Origin of the sequence: Curtobacterium sp. 260, assembly GCF_030803485.1 — a bacterium.
GTDB lineage: Bacteria > Actinomycetota > Actinomycetes > Actinomycetales > Microbacteriaceae > Curtobacterium.
On record NZ_JAURUY010000004.1, the window covers coordinates 130,318 to 142,198 of the forward strand.

Consider the following 11,881-nt stretch of genomic DNA (forward strand, 5'->3'; position numbering starts at 1 on the left):
TCAGGCCGAGAACGTGAACGTGAGGGCCTGTGAGAGGGTCACACCCGACGTCGGCGCGGTCGCCCCGTCCGGGAGCGAGACCTGCACGGCCAGCGGGTAGCGCTCGCCTGCGGCGGGTGGGTAGGGCAGCGTGATCGCGTTCGCCGCGAGGTACGCGGGCGTCGTGGACGCGGGCAGCACGTCGGCGCCGCGCCAGGTCATCTTCACGACGAGCTGGCGGCACAGGTCCGACCCGCTCTCGGGCGTGGTCGCGCACGGTCCGCCGGTCAGCCGGAAGCCGGTGGGCGTCGCCGTCCCGGTGTTCTCGAAGAAGATCGTCTGGGGTTCCGACCGGCCCCCCGGTCGCAGGGACTGGCCGCCGTAGAGGTCCGGGTCGGTGCAGCTCGCCGTGCCGTCGGCCGCGGTCGTGCAGGCACCCGGCGAACCGTCCGCCGTCGTCTCCACGATCTGGACGGTCGAGGTCGCGACCGTGTTGGTGCCGTGCAGGAAGGCCTGCGTGAAGACCGACAGCGTGCCGCTGAAGCTCATGGCGAGCACCACCGCAGCAGCGACGCCGGCGGCGACCAGGACGAGTTCGGACCGTCGGCGCCGTGCGCGGGGGACGGTCGTTTCGTGACGGGACATCGTGGTTCGCACCTCCGTGTGCACCCCGGTCCTCGAGCGCCGTGGCGCAGGAGCACGCACGGTCCGGGCGGCCGGGTCCACCCTGAACTGAGGGGTCTTCAGTCGCCCTCGGTACAGATGTGACCGTACAGATCGGGTGACCTGCCCGGTCCCCCAGAGTGCGGGCAGACTGCTCGGTCCACCCACGGCATCCGCGGAGGACCAGGCCGGACGCTGCCGAACCCCCGGCGGACTGCGCCCCGATCTCGTCCGCTTACCGCACCGGGACGAGCGGGTCCGGGAACGACGGAGCCCCGCTCGTGGCGGGGCTCCGTCGTGCTGCTCGTGCTCGCTGCGGCTACTTCTTCTTCTCTTCGACGTCGCCCGAGAGCGCTGCGATGAAGGCTTCCTGCGGGACCTCGACGCGACCCACCATCTTCATGCGCTTCTTGCCCTCCTTCTGCTTCTCGAGGAGCTTGCGCTTGCGGGTGATGTCACCGCCGTAGCACTTCGCCAGGACGTCCTTGCGCATCGCACGGATGCTCTCGCGGGCGATGATCCGCGCACCGATCGCGGCCTGGATCGGCACTTCGAACTGCTGCCGCGGGATGAGCTTGCGGAGACGCTCCGTCATCAGCGTGCCGTACGCGTACGCCTTGTCGCGGTGGACGATCGCGCTGAACGCGTCGACCTGCTCGCCCTGCAGCAGGATGTCGACCTTGACGAGGTCGGCGGCCTGGTCGCCGGTCGGCTCGTAGTCGAGCGAGGCGTAGCCCTGCGTCTTGCTCTTCAGCTGGTCGAAGAAGTCGAACACGATCTCGCCGAGGGGCATCTCGTACCGGATCTCGACGCGGTCCTCGCCCAGGTACTCCATGCCGAGCAGGGATCCGCGGCGCGACTGGCAGAGCTCCATGATCGCGCCGACGTAGTCCTTCGGCGCGAGGATCGCCGCGCGGACCATCGGCTCGCGGACCTCGACGATGCGACCACCCGGGAACTCGGAGGGGTTCGTGACCTCGGTCACGGTCGTGTCCTCGTTCGTGACCTCGTAGATCACGCTCGGGGCCGTCGTGATGAGGTCGAGGCCGAACTCCCGCGACAGGCGCTCGGTGATGATCTCGAGGTGCAGCAGGCCGAGGAAGCCGCAGCGGAAGCCGAAGCCGAGCGCCACCGAGGTCTCGGGCTCGTACACGAGGGCTGCGTCCGACAGCTTGAGCTTGTCGAGCGCCTCGCGCAGGTCCGGGTAGTCGGAACCGTCGATCGGGTACAGGCCCGAGAACACCATCGGCTTCGGGTCCGTGTACCCGGGCAGCGCCTCGGTCGCCGGCTTCTGCGCCGTCGTGACCGTGTCACCGACCTTCGACTGCCGGACGTCCTTCACACCGGTGATCAGGTAGCCGACCTCGCCGACCGACAGTCCCTTCGTCGGCTTCGGCTCGGGCGACGACACACCGATCTCGAGGATCTCGTGCGTCGACCGGGTCGACATCATCTGGACCTTCTCGCGCGGGTGGATCGTGCCGTCGATCATCCGGACGTACGTCACGACGCCGCGGTAGCTGTCGTAGACCGAGTCGAAGATCATCGCGCGGGGGGCCGCTTCGACGTCGCCGACCGGCGCCGGCACGGTCCGGACCACGCGGTCGAGGAGCTCGGCGACACCGACACCGGTCTTGCCCGAGACGCGGAGGACGTCCTCCGGCTTGCCACCGATGAGCTGCGCGAGCTCGGCGGCGTACTTGTCGGGGTCGGCCGCCGGCAGGTCGATCTTGTTGAGGACCGGGATGATCTCGAGGTCGTTCTCGAGCGCCAGGTACAGGTTGGCGAGCGTCTGGGCCTCGATGCCCTGCGCCGCGTCGACGAGCAGGATCGCGCCCTCGCACGCCGCGAGCGAGCGCGAGACCTCGTACGAGAAGTCGACGTGCCCGGGGGTGTCGATCATGTTCAGGGCGAAGGTCTGACCGTCGAGCTCCCACGGCATGCGGACGGCCTGCGACTTGATCGTGATGCCGCGCTCGCGCTCGATGTCCATGCGGTCGAGGTACTGCGCACGCATCGCCCGCTCCTCGACGATGCCGGTGATCTGCAGCATGCGGTCGGCCAGCGTGGACTTGCCGTGGTCGATGTGCGCGATGATGCAGAAGTTGCGGATCGCCTCGGCCGGGGTCGCGGCGGGCTCGAGCGGCGCGGATGCTTGTGGGCTCACGGTTCCTCAGGGGGTCGGTGCGGTCGAACGATTGTCCCACGGTTGCACACGGGCAGCGCGCACCGCAGGCCGACCTGTGGAGGCGCGCCACGGCCCCGGACGGTCTGCAGGACGGACCAGAGGCGCGTGGTCGCGCCCGCCACGGGCCTCCCGTCCGTCAGACGGTCGCCCTGGCGGGCGCCGGCAGCGCTCCCAGGCCGCGACGGAGGTCGTCGACGGTCGCCGCCAGGCAGACCCGGATCCACCCCTCACCGGACCGACCGAAGGCGCTGCCCGGGGCGACCGCGACGTGCTCGCGGTGCAGGAACGCCAGCGCCCACTCGGCGACGTCGCCCTGCGACGCGTGCGAGACGTCGATCCACAGGTAGAAGGCGCCGCGCGGGTCGAGGTAGCGGATGCCCGCTGCGTCGAGGACCTCCTTCGCGACGGCGAGGTTCGCTCGGTAGTGCTCGCGTGCGTCCTGCACCGCCTGGTGGTCGCCCACGATCGCCGCCAGCGCGGCCCACTGGTCCGGCTCCGCGACGCAGCTGATCATCGCCTCCTGCGTCGTGCGCATCGTGGGCCCCATGCCCTTCGGCGTCACCAGGTAGCCGACCCGGACACCGGTCATCGCGTACGTCTTGCTCAACGAGAAGGCGGTGAAGACCCGGTCGTCGTCGTCGAGGGCCGCGATGCTCACGTGACGCGTGCCGTGGGTGAAGTACTCGTAGACCTCGTCGCTGATCACCCACAGGTCGTGCCGCTTCGCCAGGGCCAGGAGCGCGCGCAGGGTGTCCTCGCCGAACACCGAGCCGAGCGGGTTCGACGGCGAGTTCACCACGATCGCACGGGTGTGCTCGGTGACGCTCGCCTCGAGTGCCGCGAGGTCGGGTTCGAAGTCGTGCTGCGGCTCGAGCCGGTACGGCACGGGGGTGGCACCGATGATGTGCGCGTTCATCGTGAAGGTCGTGTAGCCGGGGTCGGGCACCAGGACCTCGTCCCCGGGGCTCAGCACGAGGGTCATCGCCTGGAACAGCGCCTGGGTCGCGCCGATCGTCGTCCAGACCTGCTCGACGTCGACCTCGATGCGGTTCTCGCGACGCAGCTTGTCGCGGATCGCCGCACGGAGCGGTGCGATGCCGCCGTTCGGCGTGTAGTCCGTGCGGTCCTCGGTCCACGCGCGGCGCGCGGCCTCGCCGATGTGCGGCGCGACCGGGACGTCGGGCTCACCGATCACGAGCATCGCGACGTCGGTGTCGTCCGCTCGCAGCAGGGCCGCCTGCTCGTAGACGCGACGGATGCCGGAGGCGGGGACGGAGTCGATGCGTGGAGCGAGGGATGGCACCTCGTCACGGTAACCCGTCCGTGTTGCGGGGGCGTTTCCGCCGTGCGGCCCTGGCACGGAGCACGGCGCGTCGGGGCTTTGGCGGTCCGTGGGTCTGCTGGTAGGGTTGGTGGCTGGCTTCCGCGTTCCCCGCCCACGGGTGGAACGCGATGCGACAGAGGGCCCCTCTACCCGACGTCGCGACCACCCGTAGCAGACGAACAAGGAGCAACACGCATGGCGAACATCAAGTCGCAGATGAAGCGCATCAAGACCAACCTCAAGGCCCAGGAGCGCAACAAGGCCTACCGTTCGGAGCTCAAGACGGTCATCCGCCACACGAACGAGGCCGTCGTCGCCGGCGACAAGGACAAGGCCGTCGCAGCGCTGGCCCTCGCGTCGAAGAAGCTCGACAAGGCCGTGAGCAAGGGCGTCATCCACAAGAACCAGGCGGCGAACCGCAAGTCGGCCATCGCCAAGAAGGTCTCCGCGCTCTGAGCGTCTGACACCTGCACGAGAGCCCCGCACCGATGGTGCGGGGCTCTCGTCGTTGCGGCGTGTGCCCGGGCGGGGCGGCGCGGCGGCAGCGCGGCGGCAGCGCCACGAGCGCGGCGGCGGCGGCGCCGCTGCGGCAGCGCGTGGTCGGCCGCGGCGCGACTCGCTCGAGAACAACCGGAAGCACCTCGCGCCACGGAGATCCGTGGCGCGAGGTGCTGCTCGTCGTGCTGCGGCCTCGTCGCGGGGCGGGCCGCGCCTCAGCGCTCCTCGCCGCGACGGGCGATGGTGCGGACCATGACCTCGAGCGCGTAGTGCGCGTCGCGAGAGCCGCCCTTCACCGCCGTGTCCGCCGCCGCGATGCTCGTGATCGCGTTCGCCAACCCGGCCTCGCTCCACCCGGCGACGTCGCGCTGCGCGCGCTGCACCTGCCACGGCGCCATGCCGAGCGCGGACGCCGCCTGGCCGCTCGGCCCGCGGAAGGCGCTGACCTTGGCCATCGTGCGGATCTTGCTCGCGAACGCCGCGACGATCGGCACCGGCGCCTCCCCCGTCGCGAGGGCGTGCCGCAGCTCGACGATCGCCGGAGCCGAGCGTCCTGCGAGCGCGATGTCCGCGACCTTGAACGCGTTGGTCTCGACGCGACCGCCGTAGTACTTGTCGACGGTGCGGTCGGTGATCTCCTCGGCCTCGTCGGCCAGCAGCTGCCGGCACGCCGCCGCGAGCTCCGCGAGGTCGTCGGAGAACGCCGCGACGAGCGTGCGGACTGCCGAGGGCGCGATCTTCCGCCGGGCGGCCCGGAACTCGGCGTTGACGAAGTCGATCTTGTCGGTGTCGCGCTTGAGCTCGTCGCACTGGACCTCGACGCCGCCGCCGACCCCGCTGCGGATGGTGTCGAGCAGCTTCTTGCCGCGCATGCCCCCACCGTGTCGCAGGACCAGCGTGACGTCGTCAGCGGGCGCCTGCAGGTAGGAGATCGTCTCGGTGATGAAGGCGTCGGTGCACTTCTCGACGTTCGTCACCCGCACGAGCCGCGGTTCGCCGAAGAGCGACGGGCTCGCGAGCGTCGCCAGGAGGCCGGGGGCGTACTGGTCTGCCTCGAGGTCGTGCACCTCGAGCGCCGGGTCCTCGCCGACGAGCAGGTCCCGGAGGACGCTGCTCGCCCGCTCCGCCAGGAACTGCTCGGGACCGGTGACGAGCACGACGGGCGCCGGTCGGACGCCGGACCACGGCACCTGGTCGATCTTCGCGGCGGCGCGCGTGGGCTTCTTGGCGGGCATGCGTTCCTTCCGTCGGCTCCGGAGCGAGCTGGTCGGGGCCTGCTCCGATCCTACGGGCCGCCGAAGACGGACCTCCCGCCGGACGGCCCCCCGTCGTCGCGGCCGGCGCCGTCAGGACCGACGCCCGTGGAGTCGGTGAGGGTGCCTCCGGCGTCGGCGCCGTCCGCTCGGTCCAGACCTGCAACGACCCGTCGGCCGATCGCGAGACCACGACGGTGCCCTGCTCGTCGGTGCGGAATGCGGTCGTCCCCGCGGCGCGGAGGGCGTCGAGCGCCGACGCCGTCGGGTGCCCGTAGGTGTTGTCGGCGCCGACGCCGATGAGTCCGATCGGCGCCGCGAGCTGTCGGTACAACGCCGGGTCCTGGTCGGCCGATCCGTGGTGGGCGACCTTGACGACGTCCGGGTGCGCCTCGACCAACGGTCGGAGCCGGCGCTGGGCCTGTTCCCCGAGGTCGCCGAGGAACACCCCGGACACACAGGTCGGGCAGGGTCCGTCGGCGGTGGTCTCGAGGACGACACTCGCGTCGTTGCCCGATGCCGACGATCCCGCGCGCGGCCACACCACCCGCCAGCGCAACGCGCCGAGGGTGCCCGACGTGCCGTCGTCCGCGGTCCGGACCTCGACCCCGGCCCGCTCGAGCGTCCCGACGACCCGCTCGTCCTCGGGCCGTCCGACGGGACCGACGAGCGCCCGCGCGACCCGGTCCGCCACCGCCCCCACCGCGCCGACGTGGTCACGGTCGAAGTGGGTCAGCACGAGCAGGTCGACCCGGTCGACCCCGACCAGGTCGAGGCACCGCAGCAGCAGCTCCTCGTCGTCCCCGGTGTCGACGAGGGCGACCGGACCGGTGCCGTCGCGCACCAGGACGGCGTCACCCTGCCCGACGTCGCACGCCACCACCGCCCAGTCCCCCGGCACGGTCGAGCGCACCACGAGCCGCGGGACGGCCACGAGTCCGATCCCGATCGCGACGACGGTCCCCGCTGCGACCAGCACCCACGTCCGTCGCGGAGCATCCACGAGGACGGCACCGGCGACCGCCAGGCTGACCACCCCCGCCGTCGCGGCTCCGACCGGTCCGGCGGGCCAGTCGAGCGTCGCCGCCGGCAGTGCGGCCGCCCCGTGTGCGACGGCACCGATGACCGCCGCGGGAGCCCAGGCCACGTGCGCGACGACCGCGGCGCCCCAGGGCCAGACGGGAGCGAGCACGCACGCGGCGAGCCCGCCGACGGTGACGACGGGCGCGAGGGGCTCCGTCAGCAGGTTCGCCGGGACCGCGTAGGTCGGGAGGGTCGGGACGAGCACGACCGTCACGGGCCAGCAGGCGAGCTGTGCGGCGACGGGGATCGCGACCGCCGCAGCGACGGGCTGCCACCACCGCCGCGCGAGCAGGGCGGTCAGGCGCGGTGCCAGCACGATGATGCCACCGGTGGCCAGGACCGACAGCGCGAACGCGGGCGCCCGGGCGTACCAGGGGTCCACCACGAGCATGCCGAGGACGGTGAGCGCCAGGAGCGGCACCCCGCGGAGCGGTCGGCCCGACAGCCGGACCGCCAGGACCACCACCGCCATCACCGCGGCACGCACGATCGACGGGTCCGGTCGCACGAGCACCACGAAGGCCACCAGGAACCCGACGGCCGCGACCGCCCGGAGGACTCGAGGGAGCCCGAGCGCCCGGCACCCGGACACGACGAGCGCGACGACGACGGCGCAGTTCGAGCCGGAGACCGCCGTGAGGTGGGTCAGCGCTGTCGTCTCCATGGCGGACTCCGTCGCCGGGTCGAGTCCGCTGCGGTCCCCGATCGCCAGCCCGCGCAGCAGCGCGCCGCCGGGTTCGGGCAGGTCACGCGTCACCGCCGTGAAGGCCTGCCGCACGCGCTCCGACGCTGCCAGCAGACCGGTCGGCGGCAGGCTCGTCGGACGTCCGCGCAGGAACACCACCGCCGCGGTCGGTGCGCCGCCGTCGTCGGTCTGCACCGTCGCCCGGGCGTGCAGCACCGCTCCGGCCGACGCACGGAGACGCCCGGCCGGGACCACGCGCACGGGGACCTCGAGCCCGCCCACGTCACCGATCGTCCGCAGCGTGCCCGTGGTCGACCGGTCGGAGGCGGCGAGGTCCCGGGTCAGCACGACCTCGACGGCCACGGTCCGTCCGGCACGGTCGGCGAGCGCCTGCGGCGACCGCGCCGCCGCGCCCACCCCGACCGCCACCGCGACGAGCAGGCAGCACGCTGCCGCGACGAGCACGCCGCCCAGTACGCCGCCCGGCACGCCACCCGGCACGCCGCCCAGCAGACCACCGCGACCGCCGGACAGCGCTGGACGCCCACGCCGGCCCCGCTCCACGAGCGCCAGGACGACCACGGTGCCGGCGGTCGCCGCGGTCGTCGCGCACCACCACGCGAGCCCCGGCGCCCCGACGAGCAGTGCCGCCTCGACCCACGCGACGGCCACCGGTCCCGCCAGGCGCAGGTCGACGAGGCTCGGCTGCACGTCCACGACTCAGACCCGGACCCGGTCCCGCAGCTCGGCGAGGCGGGTGTCGCCGATGCCGCTGACCTCGAGCAGGTCGTCCACCGACGTGAACCCGCCGTGCTCCTCGCGCCACGCCAGGATGCGGGCCGCCAGTGCCGGGCCGATGCCGGGCAGGGTCTCGAGTGTCGGCTGGTCGGCGGTGTTGAGGTCGACGACGGCCGCGCCCGTGTCGTCCGCGCCGCCGGCACCACCCCCGACGGCGGCACTCCCGCCCCCGGCACCCGGCGCGTCCGGCCGGAGCGCCTCGGGCACCTCGGTCTCCCCGACCCGCGGCACGTACAGGCGTTCTCCGTCCACCACCGGACGAGCGAGGTTGAGCCGGGCGAGGTCGGCGTCGGCCGTGGCTCCCCCCGCTCGCTGCAGCGCGCCGTCCACGCGGGTCCCGGCGGGGACCTCGACGACCCCGGCCCGGACCACCGCGCCGAGCACGTACACGGTGACCGCCGCGGCACTCGCCGATCCCGAGCGCGATCCGGACCCGGGAGCGCCGCCCGTGGCGTCCGTGCTCGGACCCGGATCCGGTCGGCCGGGCGCCGTCGAGGGCGCGCTCGTCACCGTCACCTCGGCCGTCGATCGCGTCCCGAGGGTCCCGATCGCGATCACCACGAGCGCGAGCCCGACCACCACGGCGGCCAGCACCACGGCCGCCCGGGGCGAGAGCGCGAACCGGGACGCCCACGACCCGTCGGCACCGGGTCCTCCAGGAGACGAAGCAGTCATGCCCGGCACGGTAGGTCCCACCACGGGGACGACGACGGCCCGGCGGCCCCTCCTGTGGAGGGACCGGCCGGGCCGGTCAGGTGGGGAGGACTCCGGGAGCCGTCAGCCCTTGATCGCGATGTTCACGAGCTTCGGCGCCCGCACGATGACCTTGACGATCTCGCGGTCACCGATGTACCGCTGCACGTTCGCCGAGGCCCGCGCGAGCTGCTCGAGCTCGTCCGCCTCGATCGACTTCGACACCTCGAACGAGTCGCGCACCTTGCCGTTGACCTGCACGACCGCGGTGAGCGTCTCCTGCACGAGCAGCGTCGGGTCCGCCTTCCGCCAGCCGTACGTGGCGACCGTGGCCTCGTAGCCCAGCTTCTCCCACATCTCCTCGCCGGTGTACGGGGCGAAGACGGCGAGGGCGAGGGCGATCGTCTCGACGGCCTCGCGCACGGCGGGGTCACCGGCGCCGGGGCCGCTGTCGATCGCCTTGCGGGTGACGTTCACCAGGTCCATCAGTCGCGCGATCACGACGTTGAACTTGAAGGCCTCCATCATCCCCGGCGCGTCGGCCAGGAAGCGGTGCGTCACCTGGCGCAGGGCACGGTCACCGTCGGCCCAGACGGCGTCCGGTGCCGAGGTGACGTCGAGCGCCAGGCGGTAGGCGCGGGCGAGGAAGCGTGCGGACGCCGACGGCGACACGTCCTCCCAGTTGATGTCGTCCTCCGGCGGCCCGGCGAAGCCCATCACGAGGCGGATCGCGTCGACGCCGTTCGCGTCGAGCTCGTCGCCGAGCGAGACGCCGCCCTTCGACTTCGACATCTTCGAGCCGCCGGAGAGCACCATGCCCTGGTTGAGCAGCGCCGAGAACGGCTCGGTGAAGTCGAGGTAGCCGAGGTCGAACAGGACCTTCGTGACGAAGCGCGCGTAGAGCAGGTGCAGGATCGCGTGCTCGATGCCACCGATGTACTGGTCGACCGGCGCCCACTTCCGAGCGGCCTCGGGGTCGAACGCCTGCGTGTCGTCCTGGGCCGACAGGAAGCGCAGGAAGTACCACGACGAGTCGACGAAGGTGTCCATCGTGTCCGTGTCGCGGAGCGCCGGGGTGCCGTCCACCGGGTTCGGCACGTTCACCCAGTCGGTCGCTCCACCGAGCGGCGAGGTGCCCTTCGGCTTGAGGTCGAGGCCCTCGGTCGACGGCAGGCGCACCGGCAGCTGGTCCATCGGGACCGGGTGCTCGGTGCCGTCGGCGCCGTGGATGATCGGGATCGGGGTGCCCCAGAAGCGCTGACGGGAGATGAGCCAGTCGCGCAGGCGGTAGGTCTTCGCAGCCCGACCCGTCCCACGCTCCTCGAGCAGGGAGATCGCCGCAGTGATGGCGTGCTGCTTCGACATGCCGTCGAGCGGCCCGGAGTTGATCATCCGGCCCTGGCCGGTGAGCGCCTCGCCGGTCGAGACGGGGTCGAGCGCGGGCAGGTCCTCGAGCGTCGCGCCCTCGGGGATGACCGGGATGGCACCGGTGACGGGCTGGTTCGTGTCGACGACGACCTTGACGGGCAGGTCGAAGGCCCGGGCGAAGTCGAGGTCGCGCTGGTCGTGCGCCGGGACCGCCATCACGGCGCCGTGGCCGTAGTCGGCGAGCACGTAGTCGGCGGCCCAGATCGGCAGGCGCTCCCCCGTGAGCGGGTGGATCGCGGAGCGGCCGAGCGGCACGCCGGTCTTCGGCCGGTCGGCGTTCTGCCGGTCGATCTCCGAGGTCTTCTGCGTCGCGGTCAGGTACGCGTCGAAGTCGGCACGCACGTCGTCAGGGGCGGCGGAGACCAGCGACGCCGCCAGGTCCGAGTCCGGCGCCACCACGAGGAACGTCACCCCGTGGATGGTGTCCGGACGTGTGGTGAACACGGTGACGGGCTCGTCGTGCCCCTCGATGACGAAGTCGACGTCGGCGCCGACCGAACGGCCGATCCAGTTGCGCTGCTGCGCGATCACCTTCGCCGGCCAGCGACCCTCGAGCTGGTTGAGGTCGTCGAGCAGCCGGTCCGCGTACTTCGTGATCGCGAAGTACCACTGCGTCAGCTTCTTCTTGACGACGACGGCGCCGGAACGGTCCGAGGTGCCGTCGGGCAGCACCTGCTCGTTCGCGAGCACGGTCTGGTCCACCGGGTCCCAGTTGACCCAGCTGTCCTTCCGGTAGGCCAGGCCCTTCTCGTACATCTTGAGGAACAGCCACTGGTTCCACTTGTAGTACTCGGGGTCCGACGTGTGGATCTCCGTCGTCCAGTCGAACGACGGCGCGTAGCGCTTGAACGAGGCCTTCTGCTGCTCGATGTTCGCGTAGGTCCACTGCGCCGGGTCGACCCCGCGCTTGATCGCCGCGTTCTCGGCGGGCAGGCCGAAGGAGTCCCAGCCGATGGGGTGCAGGACGTTGAAGCCCTGCTGCCGCCAGTAGCGGGCCACGAAGTCGCCGAGTGCCCAGTTCTCGGCGTGCCCCATGTGCAGGTCGCCGGACGGGTACGGGAACATCTCGAGGATGTACTTGCGCGGGCGCGAGTCGTCGAGGTCGGTCGTGAAGAGGCCGAGCTCCTCCCAGCGGGGCTGCCACTTCTCCTGGATGCGGCGGAAGTCGTAGGCGTCGGGATCGACGGCTGCGGGCCCGGCGGGGTGCTCGGTTGCGTTCGCAGTGGAGTGCTCGGTGGTCACGATCACCAAGGGTACAAGGCCTGGAGGCCCGCCCCGGTCCCGCCGAC

At 72.1% G+C, this 11,881-nt stretch carries 7 protein-coding genes and 1 pseudogene; 1 reads left to right on the forward strand and 7 read right to left on the reverse strand.

Features of this window, described 5'->3' with window-relative positions; translation table 11 throughout:
* The 3 genes from J2X59_RS07035 to J2X59_RS07045 form a co-directional block, all read right to left on the reverse strand.
* The gene (locus J2X59_RS07035) at positions 1–624 is read right to left on the reverse strand and encodes a hypothetical protein (RefSeq protein ID WP_326496176.1); all 624 of its coding nucleotides are present in this window, start codon (positions 622–624) and stop codon (positions 1–3) included.
* A gap of 337 nt (positions 625–961) precedes the next feature.
* Positions 962–2,809 (reverse strand): translation elongation factor 4, encoded by a 1,848-nt coding sequence (lepA, locus tag J2X59_RS07040; RefSeq protein ID WP_066653837.1) that lies wholly within the window; start codon positions 2,807–2,809, stop codon positions 962–964.
* Between the two features lie 157 nt (positions 2,810–2,966).
* A complete protein-coding gene (locus J2X59_RS07045) occupies positions 2,967–4,133 on the reverse strand; it encodes a pyridoxal phosphate-dependent aminotransferase (RefSeq protein ID WP_326496177.1) in 1,167 nt (388 codons plus the stop codon).
* Positions 4,134–4,349: 216 nt separating this feature from the next.
* Here J2X59_RS07045 and rpsT point away from each other — a divergent pair, with 216 nt between their 5' ends.
* Positions 4,350–4,610: a 30S ribosomal protein S20 gene (gene rpsT, locus J2X59_RS07050; protein WP_058729393.1), complete on the forward strand. Its 261-nt coding sequence runs from the start codon at positions 4,350–4,352 to the stop codon at positions 4,608–4,610.
* A 257-nt stretch (positions 4,611–4,867) separates the two neighbouring features.
* On the opposite strand, the gene holA is transcribed toward rpsT, so the two are convergent.
* The 4 genes and pseudogenes from holA to leuS all read right to left on the reverse strand — a co-directional run bounded on the left by holA (position 4,868) and on the right by leuS (position 11,840).
* Positions 4,868–5,887: a DNA polymerase III subunit delta gene (holA, locus tag J2X59_RS07055; RefSeq protein ID WP_066653827.1), complete on the reverse strand. Its 1,020-nt coding sequence runs from the start codon at positions 5,885–5,887 to the stop codon at positions 4,868–4,870.
* A gap of 712 nt (positions 5,888–6,599) precedes the next feature.
* Positions 6,600–8,390: pseudogene (locus J2X59_RS07060) on the reverse strand (ComEC/Rec2 family competence protein); the annotation flags it as partial.
* Between the two features lie 3 nt (positions 8,391–8,393).
* Complete coding sequence (locus J2X59_RS07065) at positions 8,394–9,146, reverse strand: ComEA family DNA-binding protein (RefSeq protein WP_326496178.1); 753 nt, start codon at positions 9,144–9,146, stop codon at positions 8,394–8,396.
* Between the two features lie 102 nt (positions 9,147–9,248).
* Positions 9,249–11,840, reverse strand: coding sequence for a leucine--tRNA ligase (gene leuS, locus J2X59_RS07070; protein WP_442781414.1), 2,592 nt, complete (start codon positions 11,838–11,840; stop codon positions 9,249–9,251).
* Between the last annotated feature and the right edge of the window lie 41 nt (positions 11,841–11,881).

What these genes read in the sequence shown, in the direction of transcription:
- J2X59_RS07035 (WP_326496176.1), bottom strand. Translation starts at nt 624, where the DNA reads ATGTCCCGTCACGAAACGACCGTCCCCCGCGCACGGCGCCGACGGTCC.
- rpsT (WP_058729393.1), top strand. Translation starts at nt 4,350, where the DNA reads ATGGCGAACATCAAGTCGCAGATGAAGCGCATCAAGACCAACCTCAAG.
- holA (WP_066653827.1), bottom strand. Translation starts at nt 5,887, where the DNA reads ATGCCCGCCAAGAAGCCCACGCGCGCCGCCGCGAAGATCGACCAGGTG.
- J2X59_RS07065 (WP_326496178.1), bottom strand. Translation starts at nt 9,146, where the DNA reads ATGACTGCTTCGTCTCCTGGAGGACCCGGTGCCGACGGGTCGTGGGCG.